Raw genomic sequence first — 17391 nt, 5'->3', positions numbered from 1 at the left:
TACACTAGCTTGCCTATGTTACTGATTGATTGCAATACTTTAGCTTTTTCTTTAGCTAGAGCTCTGTCTTGAGCCAGAGTTTTGTTTTTAGCAAAAGCTTTTCTTTAGCAATAGTTTCGTCTTTAGCGATAGTTTTGTCTTTCGCTAAAGCTTTAGGGTCGAACTGGGGTCAAAATGCAAGATTGCCATCGACATCGGAGCTTGAAGTATTTCGCCTTCAGCATGACCGAGCTCGGTTTCGACAATATGAGTATCACATATTGTACTCCATACTTGGTCACGGTCTTTTGGCAGGGTGAAGCGGGCTGGCGCTTTCGTTTGGTTAATCAAATAGAGCAGTTCTTGTCCATCTTCGCCAATGCCGATATGTAATGCGACGCTACTCAAATGGTTCCAGTCATCCATGCTCATTAATTGACCATCAACGCGACTCCAGAAAATACGATTATCATTACGCTTTTCACCGCTGAAAGCGCGAATAAATGGCACCATATATTTCTGACGAGCTTCAAGCATATCCGCCAACCACGCTTTAAAGTGACTTTTGGCTGGGTTCATATCCCAATTCAGCCAACTGATATCGTTGTCTTGGCAATAGGCATTGTTGTTACCGCCTTGCGAGTGCGATAACACATCAGCCATCAACACGTGGGGAATACCGAAAGAGAATAACAAGCTAGCGGCAAAGTTTCGCTTTTGTCTTTCTCTCGTCGTTTGGATAAGCGGGTTATCGGTAGGACCTTCTTCTCCGTAATTATCTGAGCGGTTGTCGCCATGACCATCGCGATTATTTTCGCCATTGGCTTCATTATGCTTGTGTTTATAGGACACCAAATCCTGCATGGTGAAGCCGTCATGGTAGGTAATATAGTTGACGGTCATTTTGTACGGCCAGTTGGCGGCACTGTAGAGATCTCGTGAACCCATAATACGTGTAGCAAACTCTTTGAGATAACCTTGGTCACCACGCCAGAAGCTGCGAGTAATATCACGTAGGCGATCGTTACACTCATTCCAACCAAACGGAAAGTTACCGACTTGATAACCGTTAGGACCAATATCCCAAGGTTCGGCGATCAGTTTTGTCTGTTTGAGAATGGGATCTTGAGCGACAGCGCGGAAAAATGCAGCTTGAGGATTAAAATTGTCGCCATTACGTCCAAGGGTTGCCGCTAAATCAAAACGGAATCCATCAATATGGAATTCACTGACCCAGTATCTTAGGGTGTCCATCACTAGATTGAGTGTCGGTTGGTGATTGAGATCAACCGTGTTACCGCAGCCAGTAAAGTTGGCAAAGTACTCGCCATGGCGCAGATAGCTTTTTGAATCTAGGGCTTTAAGGTTGAAGATAGGACCGTTGTCGCCCCCTTCTGCCGTATGGTTGTACACCACATCGAGAATCACTTCGATGCCATTGCGATGCAACTCACGAATCGCGGTTTTTAGTTCGCTAACGGCGTCCTTGTCTGCATATCTTGGATCGGGTGCCATGAACACATAAGGGTTGTAGCCCCAGTAGTTCACTTTATTCATCGACTCTTCAAGTAAATGAGGCTCGTGCATACATGCGGCAACAGGAAGAAGTTGTAGCGTGTTGATGTTTTGCTGTTTATAGAAAGAGAGCATTTGCTCGCTAACTAACCCAAGATATTTGCCCTGCTGTTTAGCAGGTACTTCTGGATTAAGTTTGGTAATGCCTTTCACATGAGTTTCAAACAGCACCATTTCTTCACGAGGAATACCGGGTTTAGTCACGCCTTGCCAATCAAACTCGTCTTTGACGACCATACACTTTGGCAATTTAAAGCTGTTGCATGCATTAAAAGGGGGCAAATAGTGCAGTGAACTGTCGAGCGCTTTCGCATATGGGTCAGCGATGTAATAGCGCTGTTTAGCTTTTACCGTTGGGTTGGGGGGCAGAGTCTGTTTGGCGACCTCTACCACATAGCCGTATCGTTGCCCAGACGTGATGCCTTTGAGATAGATGTGTCTTATATCGGCGTATTCGTTAGGCAAATCATAAAGCGTTTGACTACCATCATCAGCATAGAGCGCAAGCTTTATGTCTGGACTGTCGGGTGCATAGATAGAAAAGTTGCATCCGTGATTGTCTAGGGTAGCCCCTAGCGGGTATGGGCTAGATTGTTCTGTTGTCATAGTGTTGTCGTTTTTGTTTGTGAATGACACTGCAAGCCTTAGTTAATCGCTTTGTCAACTCTAGGTCAAGGGTAGCATGCTCAAATTTAGCGTAATTTAATTGCATTTTATTAACGTTTTTTCGCCTTTTTGCCGAAAATTTGCTCGCAATACAGAGTGGCAAGCATAATTTAGACCATGTTTATTGGTCCGTTATTTTTGATTTTAGATGAGCTAGCTCAAAAATTGTCACAACTTATGCCGTTTATTGCACCGAAATCTATTTATACCCAAGTTACCTCTGAACTCTGCATCTTGAGGTAACTTGGGTATAATTGTGTAAACAGATTCAACTTATTGCTTAGGATGCCGATACTGAGTATAGAGTTGGGATTGATAGTCCTTTACACTAACCTTCCACTAGGTCTTATGACCGTAAATGAGAATGTTTGTTCACTATGTCGACGCTTGCCATTGCTATTGCTGCTACTTCTCTTTCGCTAATGCTATTTGTGATATGGATGGTGTCGTTGACGCTGCGGAACAAGCGCATTGCTCGTGAGCGCATTGAGCGTGAAGCGAGATACCGTAGAACCATAGAAAAAGCACGCCAGCAGGAACGCCAAGAACGTCAATTTAAGGCGGAAACCGGGCATATTCCCACCATCTTATATCTCGCAAAAGAAGCAGAACGCACCAATGTGAACGAAGCTCTCTATTGGTATAGCAAAGGTGCGGGTTTAGAAAGCATCAATGCAATGCATGGTTTTATTCGTGTTGCGCAGAAAAAGCCGGACGATGTCGTGGTGTGTGACCAAGCTGGCTACTGGAAACTCTGGATTGACGCCAGTGAGGGTAATAGACAGGCAAAGTTTGAAGCGGGTAAAGCCTGCCTTAATGGACGAGGAACCGAGCAGGATGTCGAAAAAGGTCTTCGTACTATCGAAGAGGCCGCGAAAGAAGGTCTCATGGAAGCGATACTATTTATGGGTGATTGGTTTGTCTCTACAGATAACATGAATCCATCCCCAATAGCATCGACCCAATGGTTTAAACGTGCAGCGGTTCGTGATAACGAAGAGGGTATGATTAAGCTTGGACTGAATTATATCAATGGGATTGGTGTCGAGCCGAATCATGAGCGAGGCTGTTACTGGCTTGAGCGGGTTGCAGAACATGGTAACGCCACCGCGATGTACTATGTAGGCGATGCATGGAGAAACAAGAAACCTAATGGTAACTCTATTGCCTATGTATGGCTTTATATGTCGGCATATCTAGGATTTGATGATGCGCGTCCCCTTCGTGACCTTGTTGGCAATGATCTCGGTGTTGATCTGATCGTTGGTTTACAGTCAATCGCTAAACCTATTTTGAAAAAGATGGAATACGGAGAAGTGGCAAAGCACTCTCTGATTAAGGTGTTTAATCGTATATATCGTCGTAATATTCCTCTGCTTGGAGAGAATGACGGAGACGATGAACGAGAATTAGCGCAATCCGAACAGATACAATCGGCAACGCTGCTAGATGATATATCTGCAGAAAATAATGCTAGCGATTACGCTACGGATAATTCAAATACTCAACACGACCCAATGCCTGCCCCGAAAAAGCCTGATTATTCGATGAATTTCAGCTAGCAATAACGCTAAGCGATTCAAAAGCGCAGGATTCAGAATTGGCGCTGGGGAGGATGCCTGACAATACACGCTCTGTTGACGTGCGGATATTGCAAGGGGCGATCCCTTTATCGCCTTGAGTTGAGCCTCCTGTCGCACTATGCTTTTTGAAGCAACCACACAAATAATACTGACTTAGGTTATTGTTTTTTGCTCAAAGCAAGGTTTTTTGCGTAACGTAAGGTTTTTGGCTTAAAGCAAAAATTTTAGCTGAGAGCGAGCTGATTTTTCCCTGTCAGGGTATAGGTCTAAGTTATGGCTAATGAAAAGTCTAACGACAAAACTAATGACAAAGCACCGACGCAAAGATCATCCCAGTTCAAAACCTCGATGGCACGTCGTCGCTTTTTACGTGATGCAGCAAGAACCGCTGTTGGGGTAGGTGCGGCCGCAACCCTATTAGGTTTGCAGTCTCGACAAGGTCAAGCCGAAACCAGCGGTGGGGTGCCAATTCCTCCTCCGGGTGCGCTCGAGGGGAACTTGTTTGACCAAGCTTGTTTGCGCTGCGGTTTATGTGTTCAAGCTTGCCCCTATGACACCCTGAAACTTGCCACTCTTCTTTCTCCCATCGCTTCAGGTATGCCCTATTTTACTGCTCGAGATATTCCTTGTGAGATGTGTGACGATATTCCTTGTGTCGTTGCTTGCCCAAGCGGTGCACTCGACCATAGTTTGACCAATATTGATGATGCGCGAATGGGGCTTGCGGTCCTTATTGACCATGAAGAGTGTCTGAATTGGCAAGGACTACGTTGTGACGTTTGTTATCGTGTCTGTCCTCTTATCGATGAGGCGATCACGTTAGAGCCAATCCGCAATCAAAGGACGGGCTATCATGCCAAATTCATCCCAACGGTACACTCAGACTTCTGCACGGGTTGCGGCAAGTGTGAACAAGCCTGTGTCACTGAAGTGCCTGTGATCAAAGTGGTGCCTATCGAACTGGCAAAAGGGCAGATGGGTGAGTATTACCAGTTGGGATGGGAAGAAAACGTTGAGTTGCGTGATGGCAATTTCCCATCGACCGATGAGAGTCCTGCAATTGAGAGCTTAAATCTCAATAAGGGGAACAAATAATGGCGAAGAACTTTGCTAAAGACGCAGGTAAAGAAGCTCGGTTTAAGCTGGGCTGGTGGCATGCCTATCGCTTTTTGCTCGCGAGACGTCTGTGTCAACTTTCCATTATGCTGTTTTTTATTATGGGACCGACATGGGGCATTTTGACGGGCAATTTGTCGTCTAGCATGGTGCTGGAGACTATCCCTCTTAGCGATCCATTGATTGTACTGCAAACCATCGTGACCGGGCATTGGCCCGAAGCAACAGCGCTCATCGGCGTTGCGTTGGTGGTCGCTTTTTATGCCGTACTTGCGCCAAGGGTGTTCTGTGCTTGGGTCTGTCCTGTCAATATGGTCACGGATTTGGCGGCTTGGATAAGACGTAAGCTAGATATTAAAACCGGTTTTCAATGGTCACCAACGCTGCGTTATTGGCTCATTCCGGTTATTTTATTGGGCAGTGCTATTTCAGGTTCCCTGTTGTGGGCTTGGATCGACCCAGTAGCCAGCTTGCATCGCGGGTTGGTTTTTGGCATCGGTTCGGGTTGGATACTCGTGGTGCTTGTGTTCTTGCTAGACTTGGTTCTGGTTCAACATGGCTGGTGTGGGCATTTATGTCCATTAGGCGCGACTTACGGCGTAATAGGTCGAAAAAGTATTCTCCGTATCACCGCCACTCAGCGAGAGGCTTGTACTAAGTGTATGGACTGTTACAACGTCTGTCCTGAACCACAGGTGTTGCGGCAACCGCTTAAAGAGGGCGACCGCAAAGTGATGAGCCAAGATTGCATTAGTTGCGGTCGCTGTATTGAAGTGTGTCCAGAAGATGTGTTGCAGTTTAAATCTCGTTTAGGATCTTCCCGTGATAAGAGCTAGCTGCATTACGATTTGGACTTACTTGAACTCACCAAATGCGCCAACACACATTTAATATCGCTATAACTGAACTCTTCATTTAAGGCTTCGAAAAGCTCTTTCAATTTTTTGTTCTCAAAGAAATCAACCTGTTGAGCCATATTGGCGATGGTCTCTATTTGTTGCTCCGTTAAGGTGACAACTTGAGACAGTTCGCATTCGCCGATCTCGATGGCTGCGGCAAGATGGCTGACCACGGTATTGAGCGATAACTCGCGACTTGCTGCAGTTTGTTCGACACTGGATAATTGATGGAAAAGCTGCACTGTTTTGCGTTGTGTTTCTGTCAGGGTGTCTGATGCGCCCGTCTTTGAGGTGATTACTGAGATAAAGCGCTCACCATATTTCTCGATCTTTGTATCACCAAAACCGGAGATGGCGTGCAACTCGGACAGCTTTGAAGGGCGCTCTTTAGCCATTTGTTTGAGGCTGGCATCGTGACAGATTATATAGGCAGGAACATTTTGCTCTTTGGCTAACTCACTGCGCACACTCTTCAAAGCGTCAAATTGTTGCTGGTCATCAGCGGAAAGATCACCGATAGCGCGTTTTTTATTGGTCGACTTTGCTTTTGATTGACGCAGTTCTCTTAGCTCGACCTTTTGTTTTCCCTGTAAAATCGGGCGACACTCAGCGGTTAAAGAGAGTTGGTTATATTCTCCTGTCACCTTAAGTAAATTCATGGCGATTAACTGACGAAAGACGCCTTTCCATTGATTAGCGTTCAACTCGGTGCCAATACCAAATGTTGAGATCTTGTCATGTCCAAAGCGAGTGATGCGTTGATCTGCCTTACCGAGTAGCACATTAGTCAAATAGGTCACGGCAAAGCGTTGATCGCAGCGGTAGACGGTAGACAGAGCCTTCTGTACCGCTTGGGTGGCATCCCAGGTTTTTGGTGGCGCTAGACAGTTATCGCAATTGCCACAGGGCTGCTCAAGAGATTCACCAAAATAGGCAAGTAGACTTTGCCTTCGACAGCTGATCAACTCGCAATACCCCAAGAGCGCATTTAACTTCTGAAGCTGAACCTGCTTGTACTGTTCGCTGCCCTCGGAGTTTTCCACCATCTGTCTTTGTAACACCATGTCTTGCATACCGTAGGACATCCAAGCATTGGCGGGTTCACCATCGCGTCCTGCTCGACCGGTTTCTTGATAATAGGCCTCAATGGTTTTAGGTAGGCTAAGGTGGGCGACAAAACGAACATCAGGCTTATCAATACCCATTCCAAAAGCCACGGTGGCGACGATGATAACACTGTCCTCACGCAGAAAGCGGCGCTGATTTTCTTCACGCTGGGTCGAGTTCATACCCGCATGATAGGGCAGAGCATGACGACCTTGTTCTCTCAACCATTGAGCTGTTTCATCGACTTTTTTACGTGATAAGCAGTAGACCACGCCCGCATCTTGGGGGTGGTTTTCGTTGATGAATGACCAGAGTTCATTTCTTGCGTTGCTGGATTCACTAACATGGTAGCGAATATTGGGTCTGTCAAAACTATGACTGAACACTTGGGCATTGTTAAGACCAAGTTGGTCAATGATTTCCTGTTTGGTCTTTTGATCGGCGGTTGCGGTTAAAGCAATTCTTGGTACTGAGCTAAATCGCTGCTGCAATATCGAGAGTTGCTGATATTCCGGTCTAAAATCATGCCCCCATTGACTCACGCAGTGGGCTTCATCGATAGCAAACAAGGAAATTTGACACTGAGACAGCAGATTGAGCGTGCGTTCCATTAATAGGCGTTCAGGCGCAACGTAAAGAAGTTGTACTTCACCACGATAGACTAACTCTTCGACTTGCTGTTGCTCATAAGGGTCTAAGCTGGAGTTTAAGTAAGCCGCTTGAATGCCGAGTTGCTCAAGCGCGTCAACCTGATCCTTCATCAATGCAATAAGAGGCGATACCACAATACCGACACCCGGACGCACAATAGCGGGTATTTGGTAGCAGAGAGATTTACCGCCGCCTGTCGGCATCAAGGTTAGGACATCTTCACCGGCAACTACACTATCGATAATCGCTTGTTGCTGATGACGAAATTCATCATAGCCAAACACTGAGTTGAGAACTTGCTTTGCCGACAATGTCATACCGATGTTTACCTCTAGTCTGCGTAGATAAAATTTGCTTTGCCATTGTAATGATATTTTGTCGTAACGACAGGGCAGCGTAATAAAAAGCAGTGTATGTTTCGATAAGGATCTCGTGATTTAAGACTTTATAAACATAGATTTACTAAATATAGAGTTACTGAATATAGAGTTACATTCGGGTGCTACGTCTTTATCGGAAATAAACTTGTATTTGATTTGTGTTTGATAAAAAAATGCTTTCGGATTGGAACAGAAAAACCCTTGGCTTTCACCAAGGGTCAGAGTCTTGAACCCGCTTTTTTAGCGATATCGCGGTTTAAAAATCCACACGATACACGGTCGTTGTGCCGCTGACTTCGTTACCTACGGCAATAAAGTGCTGCCCGTAGCGGGTGATGTGAGCGATAGATTCTGGTGCTAAATCACCGGCTTTGGGATTGAATTCGTCATTGTCGCAATCACCGCCATCCACCTTGGTACAGACCGGTTGTTCGAAGTCTCGGTTATTGTGGTAGGCAACAAACGAGGCTTGGCTTGGGTTAGTCACGTCATACACCATGATGCCGCCTTGACGCTCTAGTCCAATAAACGCGTAGAAGCGTCCGTTGATAGCGATTACCTTAATGGCCTCTGGCTCGCTGCCTTTATCATCGCTGCGATCATCTGCAGAATCATTGTTATCACTAGTGCTGTTGAAGTGATCTTTGTCAGTTTCTAGCACTTTACGAGCGAATTCATCACCGCTGTCAAAAACTAGGTTGCCTTTTTCATTCCAAATAGAGAAAGATCTTGCTCCGTAGGCTTGGATAACTTGGTCTGGCTGAACCTTCTGCCTTGGATTGATGACTTTTAATCTGGCGAGTTGCTGCTGATCCTCTAATGCTGCGGAGAGTGGGTGTTCAGGGTCAACGTCAAGTTTCTTACCACGGATTTCATCAATATACGCGATACAAAAATCGGGTTTATTGTCGTAGTCCGCCGTGCCTCTATAGTCGCTCCCATCCCACTCGAAACCTTGCTCGTCGCACTGTTTTTGCGTGGTATCAAAGCCATATTCTCGGCCATCCCCTTCATTTGCAGTGACGATATAGGTTGTGCCATTCACTGTGTAGCTATCAATACTATCCGGCATATATAAACCTTCAAGTTGAGGGTAGCTTTGTAGGTTGCCGATGATTTTATCTTTGTTTGAAGCATCCAATTGAGCGGTTTGCCATGACTTTCCGCCCAGTCCATAAATGGCATCAACCTTAGCACTGGCGACATCAATGACCGCGAGAGCGTTATTCTCTTGCATCGCGACATAGAGTTTACCGTTGTCGGCAAAGGTTAAGTACTCTGGTTCGAGATCTTGAGCAACGGTGGCATTAGGCGCTGAGATCCTGACTTTCGAATCCAACTCACTGTGTCGAGTACCACCTTGGTTGAAGTCTAAAAAGTCAATGTTGGTCACAGATGCTTTGCTAATGCCTGTTGATAGGTCGATAAGAGTAACACTGCCTTCTGGATCAATACGGTAATCCTGACTTGGTTCGCCTTCATTGGCGGTGGCGATATAACGCCCATCGGCTGAAAATGACACCATGTCGGGCAGTGCGCCAGTTTTGTAGGTGGTAATGAGATTAAGATTATCGGAACGGTATAAGGCGACAATGCCTTCTTGTTGTTTGTCGTTGTTTTCGATGGCGATAGCGACTAAACCATGGTGAGTGCTGACACTATTTGCAGCGCCAATCTCGATATTTGCATGTTTGGCAGCGGCGGATAGATCAATATGAAATGCAATGCTTGGGGCAGAAATGGCATCTAGAGTCATAACGTCCACTCTTTGTGCCTGTGAGTTCACCACAAACAGGCTATCGCTGCATTGATCATAGCTGACAATCTCTGCCGCGGATGAGTCGAAAGGTGCATCCGCAATTGCAGTACCAAGCTTAGTGATACCTGTAACTGGCTTGTCACTGATTTGCATCGTAATCGCTTGCTGACATTCTATTTTAAGGGCCGCAATTTCTGCTGCAATGCTGGGATGAGTTTGGGCGGTTGTTGGTAGCGAGTGTATTGCTGCGCCCATTAATGGGAGCAAAGTCCATATCTTATTGTTCATAAATCCTCCAATTTAATTCAACGGAAAACTTATATATAAATTGTTACATTTATTGAGGATAAGTGTGAACTATATATGTAGCGAGTGATATAGGTTAACTATATCGCTGAACCTCGCATCTTGAGGTAACTTGGGTATAAAAGATAAGTTGAGACTGTGGCTGGCAGAGCAGAGTGGGATAAAGCAAAAAAGTGAGCTTTGAGAAAGCCCACTTCTATTGGTGACTTAGGAGGAGAACATGAACACACCGCAAGAAGTAGGCTTAATATTGTTATCTTTTTCAAACACTTAATTAACTATGAACTATTAATTAAGGTGTTGAGTCAGTTTTCGTTGTTAAGCCGCATGTGCGTGAGTCAAATCTGCCTCGTTGCTGTGGTTGTGGTTCCACATTTTTTCGTGGAAGAAGTAGGCAAAAGTATTAATGGCTGGTTCGATAAGTGCCATTGCACCACCTGCAATAAAGTCACCTGTTAATAAATAAACCACACCGAATGCAACACTGTAGTGTACCGTTGCGAAGCTGACGGTTTTGATACGTTCGTTGCGCGCCAACGTTTGCAAGAATCGGTTCTTTTCCCACGCTTTTTCATGGAAGAAAAAAGCAACCGTGTTGACGGCGGGTTCTAACATAGCGATTAAGCTACTTAGTAAGATTTCACCTGTTAATACATAAGCAACAGTGAATGCGATAGTAAAATGGACGGCTGCAAAGCTAATTGTCTTTTTCATGATGTTCTCCTTTTGTTTGGTTGAGTTAATAATAGTTCTCAATTGCATTTATGTTAATTCGATTGAATCTCTCAATTCAATAGGTATTTCTTATCAAAATAAACAAAGCGATGGCTGAAGAAGTTATCAATCTCTCGTATCTGTATTTATTACTTTGCATTAATCTTAAAGTCGGTTAACGTCGACCCTCCCGAGAAAACGGGATGGATAGCGTAGACTACGCTTAAGATATAGTGATTAACTCGTTGCGCTCTTGAAAAGCTGCGCGGTGAACAAGTGATGTGGAGTAAACTCATTGGAAAGACATGAGGATGTTCTGGTCTCGTTGCGACAGATAATTCGCGCAATAGATTTGCACTCGAAAAAACTGAGTAAGGAAGCGGGTTTGACCGGCCCTCAGTTGATATTAATGCGCTCGATTAAAGAGTTAGGTGAAGTGACTATTCGCCAACTGTCTAATCACACCAATATGAGCCCAGCCACGGCAACGACGATACTTGATAGATTAGAGCGTAATGGCTTGATTGAGCGAGTAAGAAGCACGATGGATAAACGTAAAGTGCATGCAGTTCTTACTGAGAAAGGTCATCAGACATTGATGGCTGCGCCTATGCCGTTGCAAGACCACTTCATCAATAAGTTTCAGAATCTTGAAGAGTGGGAACAAACCCTTTTACTCTCTTCCGTACAGCGCATTGCCAGTATGATGAATGCTGAAAGCTACGATGTAGCGCCCGTATTGGAGCTAGGTAGTATTACCGCCCCCGCTGAACCCAGTAAATAGATCAGTCACTTCACCTCGACTATTCGACTATTCGACTATGCAGAAGACGCAGCCAAATTGGCTGCGTTTTTTTTGGTCAAAACAAAACACAATCAATCAAAAGGATAGAGTTGAAACTATTATCCATATTGATAATAAGCGTAATGTTTGCAATCAAATAATTAACACATCGTTCTATTTGTGTTTTTGCTAGCAAATACAATAAGTTATGGTTTATATTTGCTTGGTTAATTTATACATTTTTTCACATTATTTCATCCGCTACAGATGTCAGAAGTTAATAATCATTTGAGTTCGAACGATTTGTTCTATATCCTAAATAGGATTCTTGATAGAAAATAGTTGTTTATAAGGACTTATTATGAAATGGAAGTTAGCTGCGTTAGCACTAGTAACGAGTGTCAGCGCCAACGCTAGTGAGTGTGGCACTGTCACTATCGCCGACATGAACTGGAACTCTGCCAGTCTCCTCGCCAATATCGACAAGTTTATTCTTGAGCACGCCTATGATTGTGATGCCGAACTCGTTCCAGGCGACACGATGCCGACGACTACCTCTATGGTTGAGAAGGGTCAGCCAGACATTGCCCCTGAGCTTTGGACCAATGCGGTTAAAGAAGCGATAGATATGGGTCTAAAAGAGGGCAGACTTGTCAATGCGGGTGAGTCATTGATTGATGGTGGTGAAGAGGGCTTTTGGGTTCCAGCCTATATGGTAGAAAAATACCCTGAGCTAAGCACGATTGAAGGGGTGAAAAAACACCCTGAACTGTTTAAGCACCCAGAAGATCCTTCTTTAGGCGCATTCTATGGTTGTCCTGCAGGTTGGGGTTGTCAGATCTCAGGCGGTAACTTATTTAAGGCGCTTAAGCTAGAAGATGCCGGTTTTGAAGTTGTCGATTCTGGTTCAGGTGCAGGCTTGTCCGGCTCTATCGCTAAAGCTTATGCACGCGAAGAGGGTTGGTTTGGTTACTACTGGGCACCGACGGCTATCTTAGGCAAGTACGACATGGTTAAAGTCGATTTTGGTACTGGTGTTGATGAAGAACATTTCTTGGAATGTGTTGCGACAGACACTTGTGAAGAACCAAAACCGACGATGTTCCCTAAATCGCCAGTAAGCACCATCGTTGCTACCGAGTTTGCTAACAGCCACCCGGTTGCAATGGATTATCTGGGCAAACGAGGTATCAGTAATGCTGACCTTAACAAGCTTCTAGCTTGGATGGAAAATGAGCAAGCGGATGCAGAAGACACCATGTTCTATTTCTTTGAAACTTATCCTCAAGTTTGGAAGGCATGGCTAAGTGATGAAGCAGCGAAAAAAGTCGCGGCTAAGCTGTAATAAGCTGTAAAAAAAATAAATTAACAGGACCAGAGCCATTGGAGACGGTGGCTCTTTATTAATTATAGGATGATGTAATGGCTGATAGCAGTTGGTTGACCAGCTTTCCCGAGATGGACCGTTCTAGCCTAAGAATGATTCGTAAAACTCTTGATGGCGCATATAAAGAGTTTTCTCGTGAATATGGTGACTTTATCGAAGGCCTTTTTGACCCCCTTCTCTCTTTTCTTATTTGGTTTGAAAAACTTTTATTAAGTACCCCTTGGTGGATTGTGCTTATCGTCTGTACCGGGTTGGTGTATGCCGCCAGTCGTTCGGTCAAGCTGGCAGCCGCCTGTGTGGTGTCGTTACTTTTAATTGGCTACTTTGGCATGTGGGAAGATACCATGCGGACGTTGAGTATTATTACCGTCTGTACCTTCCTCGCGATTATTCTAGGTATTCCTATTGGTATCGCGATGGCGCGTTCTAATCGTGTGCAGTCAATCGTGACCCCAATGCTGGATGTGATGCAGACCATGCCTGCGTTTGTTTATTTGATTCCAGTGGTGATGCTACTGGGCATCGGTAAGATCCCAGGTCTGATTTCGGTGGTGATTTATGCGATTCCACCGGTGATTCGTCTAACAAACTTAGGTATTCGTTTGGTCGATAAAGAGGTGATGGAAGCCGCCACCGCATTTGGTGCCAGTAAATGGCAGCGCCTGAAAGGCGTACAGTTGCCTCTTGCGATGCCTACCATTATGGCTGGTATTAACCAGACGATTATGATGGCGCTGTCTATGGTTGTTATTGCCTCAATGATCGGCGTAAAAGGTTTGGGACAGCCTGTACTTAAGTCCATTACTAACCAATACTTTACTTTAGGCTTACTCAATGGTTTCGCCATTGTTGCGTTAGCTATTTTGTTCGATCGCGCTTCTCAAGCATACGCGAAACGAACTCAAGCGCATTTAGGGGACCAAAAACATGACTAAACCACTGATCAGTATTTCTGGCTTATATAAGATATTTGGCCCGAAACCGGAAACCGTTCTGCCTCTAGTAAAGCAAGGTCTGAGTAAAGAAGAAGTCCTTGAGAAAACAGGTCACACTGTAGGTTTAAAAGATATCAACCTCGATATTCATCAAGGCGAAATTTTTGTCATCATGGGACTGTCTGGCTCAGGTAAGTCCACCATGATTCGACACTTCAACCGTTTGATTGACCCGACCGCGGGTAAAATTGACGTTGAAGGCACCGATGTGATGCAGTTCTCTGCCAAGGAACTTGAGCAGTTCCGTCGCCATAAAATGTCGATGGTGTTTCAGCGTTTTGGACTACTGCCACATAGAAAAGTGATTGATAACGTTGCCTACGGATTAGAAATCCAGAACATCGACAAACAAGTGCGCTTGTTGAAAGCGCAAGAATGGCTTGAGACGGTTGGATTGAAAGGCTATGAACAGCAATATCCATCGCAACTTTCTGGTGGTCAGCAACAGCGTGTGGGTCTTGCTCGCGCACTAAGCACTGACGCTGAGATTTTGTTGATGGATGAAGCCTTCTCGGCACTTGATCCACTGATTCGTAGTGAGATGCAAGACCAGTTGATCGAACTGCAAGAAACTTTGCATAAAACGATCATCTTCATCACCCACGATCTTGATGAAGCTCTTCGTATCGGTGACCGTATTGCGATCTTAAAAGATGGCGAACTGGTCCAGCAGGGTGAACCCGCCGAGATCTTACTTGAGCCAGCCACCGATTATGTTGAGGCATTTGTACGCGATGTGAACCGTGCGCGAGCGCTAACGGTTGAAACGGTGATGCAAAAACCGTCTATGCGTATAACGGCAACCACCATTGCTGAAGCGCAGAAACAGATGAAACGCACACAGCACGACTACGGCTATCACGTTACCAAAGATGGTTATCAAGGTTTGATTACCGAAGAGAGTTTGCAAGCGGCAGATGATCCAAGCGAAAACATCGAGTCGAGCCTTTATGAAGATGTACCGACAATCTCACCTGAATCTGCCATTGAAGAAGTATTAACTGATACTATCTCATCCGACTATTCTCTTCCTGTTGTTGACGAAGACGGCAACTTGAAAGGAGAATTGGAGAAAGAGAAAGTAGCGGACATTTTCCTTGAAAAATCCGCTAGCTAAGGAATAATCCGTTAGATTTAACTTGGATAGCAGTAGCAACTTAGATAACAGTAGCAACTTGGATAGCAGTAACGTATGACTCAAGTAATGAAAGCCATTGTGACAACCGGTAACGGTGGTTACGACAAGTTGGTGTACAAAGATGTGCCCATGCCTATCGCAGAGCATGATGAAGTTGTGATTAAAGTGCTTGCCGCAGGCATGAATAACACCGAAATCAATACTCGCCTTGGGTGGTATTCCTCGTCTGTCACCGACGCCACCAATGAGGTGTCTGAAGAAAGTGGACAACCGATCACCGAGAAAACCGATGGCGGTTGGAATGCCGCGACCCCGTTTCCTTTTGTTCAAGGCACCGATTGCTGTGGTGTGATTGTCTCCGTTGGCGCGGCAGAACATTCAGATTTGGTCGGCAAGCGCGTTTTAGTGCGCCCATGCACGCGCGCAACGGATTTTACCTCGATGGACAACATCTGGATGGGTTCGGATTTCGATGGTGCGTTTGCTCAATATGTTAAAGTTCGTGCCACAGAAGCGTTTGTTATCGAATCTGATTGGAGCGATGCCGACTTAGGCTCTATTCCTTGCGCCTACGGTACGTCAGAAAACATGCTGCACCGCGCTCAATTACAAGCCGGAGAAGTGGTGCTGGTTACTGGTGCTTCCGGTGGTGTTGGCTCGGCAACGATACAACTGGCGAAACGTCGTGGCGCTAAAGTCATTGCCGTTGCCAGCAAAGATAAGCATGCCAATCTTGCACAACTTGGAGCGGACCAACTTCTTGACCGTCACGATGATCTGATCGCTATCCTAGGAGAAAGCAGTGTCGATCTCGTGGTGGACAATGTAGCCGGTCAGGGTTTCCCTCAGATGCTAAAGCTGCTGAAAGTCGGAGGACGCTTAGTTTCCTCAGGCGCGATTGCGGGTCCAATTGTCGATTTGGATATGCGTGATATGTATCTAAAAGACATTCGATTAATCGGTACTACCGCATGGGATGAACCGGTATTTGGCAATTTGGTTGGATACATTGAACGCAACGAGATCCAACCGCTCGTGGCGAAAACCTTTCCATTGCAACAGATTGCGCAAGCTCAGCAGGAGTTTGTCACCAAGCAGCATGTTGGTAAGTTTGTGTTGATTCCTGAGCATTAAAGCGATTTTAAGTTCTTACAAATAAAGCTCTTACAAATAAAGCGCTTAGCAATACAGCTAAACGAATTTCTAATAGTCAAAGGGTACACCGTGAATGGTGTGCCCTTTTTATTGCTAGCTGTCTCTTGTTAGCTGTTTATTGTTAGCTATCTATTGTTCGCTATCGCGCGGGGTTAATTTTTTCTACGCTGCACCAGCGCAGACAAAGAAAACCCGGTCACGAGCTTTGTCCCGGTCAGTACCAAAATCGCGCCAACGATGGTGTTTATACCAATCGGTTCATCAAGAAATAGATGTCCCCACAATATGCCAAACATCGGGATCAAAAAGGTCACCGACAGCGCAGAAGCCGGACCAATGTCGGTGATTAGGCGGAAATAGAGTAGATAAGCGATGCCGGTACAAAGCACCCCTAATAGCATCACGGATGTCCAAACTTCACTGCTTGGGACTTCTCTCATTGGAATAAAAGGCACCAAAGGCAACACGATTAGGCAAGCCGCCCACATACTGCCGTGAGCATTATTAAACGCCGAGACCGAAGGCGCATTCTTGGCGTAGTTGGTGGCGATGCCGTAGCAACAGGCGGCCATTACGCCAGCAATAATGGGCAGTGTTGCATTCTCTTCAATGCGCATCGCATCCCAACCCACCAAGATCGCGACGCCAATAACACCAATCAGTAAGCCAAGGATTGCGGCACCATTTAATCGGTTTCTGTGCCAAATCAAGCCGATCACTGCACCCCAGATGGCTGCGGTGGAGTTAAGGATCGACAAGGTTGATGCATTGAGGGTTTGCGCGGCATAAGCAAACAAGAGAAATGGCAGCGCAGTATTAAACAGCCCAATGGTGAAAAAGTGTCGGATGTGAGCAATAAAAGGTAGCTTGCGTTTTAGATACACACTCACGATTAACAGTGCGATTGCGGCGAAAAGCACTCTCAATTCAATCAGTACCGCTGGACCCATCACCGTCGCTGATATGCGCATAAAAAGGAATGAACCACCCCAAATGGCGGCGAGGACGATAAGTTGTAAAACACTGCGGGACGTCATAGGGATAAGCTCAGGTAACGAATTGAAACTTAAGTAAAACCCATAACGCTTTCAGGGGCAATAGCTATATCAAAGACAATAGCTATATCAAAGACAATCGCTATATTAAGGACATTAACTATATGAAGGGCAATTGCTATGTTTCAATCGCTGGGTGAGC

Annotated in this window: 13 protein-coding genes; 8 read left to right on the top strand and 5 right to left on the bottom strand. The window is 45.4% G+C overall.

Annotation, left to right across the window (positions count from 1 at the left end; genetic code table 11):
* Positions 1-144: 144 nt before the first annotated feature.
* Entirely contained in the window at positions 145-2160 is a 2016-nt protein-coding gene (gene glgX, locus L9Q39_RS19600) for a glycogen debranching protein GlgX (RefSeq protein ID WP_237486870.1), read from the bottom strand.
* Positions 2161-2597: 437 nt separating this feature from the next.
* Here glgX and L9Q39_RS19595 point away from each other — a divergent pair, with 437 nt between their 5' ends.
* The 3 genes from L9Q39_RS19595 to napH all read left to right on the top strand — a co-directional run bounded on the left by L9Q39_RS19595 (position 2598) and on the right by napH (position 5755).
* The gene (locus L9Q39_RS19595; protein ID WP_237486868.1) at positions 2598-3782 is read left to right on the top strand and encodes a tetratricopeptide repeat protein; all 1185 of its coding nucleotides are present in this window, start codon (positions 2598-2600) and stop codon (positions 3780-3782) included.
* A 369-nt stretch (positions 3783-4151) separates the two neighbouring features.
* Positions 4152-4898, top strand: a complete 747-nt coding sequence (gene napG, locus L9Q39_RS19590; protein ID WP_237487091.1) for a ferredoxin-type protein NapG — start codon at positions 4152-4154, stop codon at positions 4896-4898.
* Positions 4898-5755 carry a quinol dehydrogenase ferredoxin subunit NapH gene (napH, locus tag L9Q39_RS19585; protein ID WP_237486867.1) on the top strand — a complete coding sequence of 286 codons (858 nt, stop codon included), beginning with the start codon at positions 4898-4900 and terminating at the stop codon, positions 5753-5755. Before napG ends, napH begins: the two co-directional genes overlap by 1 nt.
* Positions 5756-5760: 5 nt before the next feature.
* Here napH and recQ read toward each other — a convergent pair whose 3' ends face one another.
* The 3 genes from recQ to L9Q39_RS19570 form a co-directional block, all read right to left on the bottom strand.
* Positions 5761-7893 carry a DNA helicase RecQ gene (gene recQ / locus L9Q39_RS19580; RefSeq protein WP_237486865.1) on the bottom strand — a complete coding sequence of 711 codons (2133 nt, stop codon included), beginning with the start codon at positions 7891-7893 and terminating at the stop codon, positions 5761-5763.
* A gap of 319 nt (positions 7894-8212) precedes the next feature.
* Positions 8213-10003, bottom strand: a complete 1791-nt coding sequence (locus L9Q39_RS19575; protein ID WP_237486863.1) for a choice-of-anchor I family protein — start codon at positions 10001-10003, stop codon at positions 8213-8215.
* 336 nt (positions 10004-10339) lie between these two features.
* Positions 10340-10735, bottom strand: coding sequence for a DUF2061 domain-containing protein (locus L9Q39_RS19570; RefSeq protein WP_237486861.1), 396 nt, complete (start codon positions 10733-10735; stop codon positions 10340-10342).
* Positions 10736-11030: 295 nt separating this feature from the next.
* Between L9Q39_RS19570 and L9Q39_RS19565 the strand changes: the two genes are divergently transcribed.
* The 5 genes from L9Q39_RS19565 (at position 11031) to L9Q39_RS19545 (ending at position 16173) form a co-directional block, all read left to right on the top strand.
* Positions 11031-11519 (top strand): MarR family winged helix-turn-helix transcriptional regulator, encoded by a 489-nt coding sequence (locus L9Q39_RS19565; RefSeq protein ID WP_237486859.1) that lies wholly within the window; start codon positions 11031-11033, stop codon positions 11517-11519.
* A gap of 361 nt (positions 11520-11880) precedes the next feature.
* Positions 11881-12864, top strand: coding sequence for an ABC transporter substrate-binding protein (locus tag L9Q39_RS19560; protein WP_237486857.1), 984 nt, complete (start codon positions 11881-11883; stop codon positions 12862-12864).
* Between the two features lie 77 nt (positions 12865-12941).
* Complete coding sequence (locus L9Q39_RS19555; RefSeq protein WP_237486855.1) at positions 12942-13841, top strand: ABC transporter permease; 900 nt, start codon at positions 12942-12944, stop codon at positions 13839-13841.
* A complete protein-coding gene (locus tag L9Q39_RS19550) occupies positions 13834-15018 on the top strand; it encodes a quaternary amine ABC transporter ATP-binding protein (protein WP_237486853.1) in 1185 nt (394 codons plus the stop codon). Before L9Q39_RS19555 ends, L9Q39_RS19550 begins: the two co-directional genes overlap by 8 nt.
* Before the next feature lie 75 nt (positions 15019-15093).
* A complete protein-coding gene (locus L9Q39_RS19545) occupies positions 15094-16173 on the top strand; it encodes an alcohol dehydrogenase family protein (protein ID WP_237486851.1) in 1080 nt (359 codons plus the stop codon).
* A gap of 173 nt (positions 16174-16346) precedes the next feature.
* On the opposite strand, the gene L9Q39_RS19540 is transcribed toward L9Q39_RS19545, so the two are convergent.
* Positions 16347-17231, bottom strand: coding sequence for a DMT family transporter (locus tag L9Q39_RS19540; protein ID WP_237486849.1), 885 nt, complete (start codon positions 17229-17231; stop codon positions 16347-16349).
* Between the last annotated feature and the right edge of the window lie 160 nt (positions 17232-17391).

Source organism: Vibrio hippocampi, assembly GCF_921292975.1.
GTDB classification, from domain to species: domain Bacteria; phylum Pseudomonadota; class Gammaproteobacteria; order Enterobacterales; family Vibrionaceae; genus Vibrio; species Vibrio hippocampi.
Note: the sequence above shows the minus strand (reverse complement) of the source record. Positions and strands in the feature narration are given on the sequence as shown.

Excerpts from the sequence above, each read along its gene's own strand:
- glgX (WP_237486870.1), bottom strand. The coding sequence starts at position 2,160 with ATGACAACAGAACAATCTAGCCCATACCCGCTAGGGGCTACCCTAGAC.
- L9Q39_RS19595 (WP_237486868.1), top strand. The coding sequence starts at position 2,598 with ATGTCGACGCTTGCCATTGCTATTGCTGCTACTTCTCTTTCGCTAATG.
- napG (WP_237487091.1), top strand. The coding sequence starts at position 4,152 with ATGGCACGTCGTCGCTTTTTACGTGATGCAGCAAGAACCGCTGTTGGG.
- napH (WP_237486867.1), top strand. The coding sequence starts at position 4,898 with ATGGCGAAGAACTTTGCTAAAGACGCAGGTAAAGAAGCTCGGTTTAAG.
- recQ (WP_237486865.1), bottom strand. The coding sequence starts at position 7,893 with ATGACATTGTCGGCAAAGCAAGTTCTCAACTCAGTGTTTGGCTATGAT.
- L9Q39_RS19575 (WP_237486863.1), bottom strand. The coding sequence starts at position 10,003 with ATGAACAATAAGATATGGACTTTGCTCCCATTAATGGGCGCAGCAATA.
- L9Q39_RS19570 (WP_237486861.1), bottom strand. The coding sequence starts at position 10,735 with ATGAAAAAGACAATTAGCTTTGCAGCCGTCCATTTTACTATCGCATTC.
- L9Q39_RS19560 (WP_237486857.1), top strand. The coding sequence starts at position 11,881 with ATGAAATGGAAGTTAGCTGCGTTAGCACTAGTAACGAGTGTCAGCGCC.
- L9Q39_RS19555 (WP_237486855.1), top strand. The coding sequence starts at position 12,942 with ATGGCTGATAGCAGTTGGTTGACCAGCTTTCCCGAGATGGACCGTTCT.
- L9Q39_RS19550 (WP_237486853.1), top strand. The coding sequence starts at position 13,834 with ATGACTAAACCACTGATCAGTATTTCTGGCTTATATAAGATATTTGGC.
- L9Q39_RS19545 (WP_237486851.1), top strand. The coding sequence starts at position 15,094 with ATGACTCAAGTAATGAAAGCCATTGTGACAACCGGTAACGGTGGTTAC.
- L9Q39_RS19540 (WP_237486849.1), bottom strand. The coding sequence starts at position 17,231 with ATGACGTCCCGCAGTGTTTTACAACTTATCGTCCTCGCCGCCATTTGG.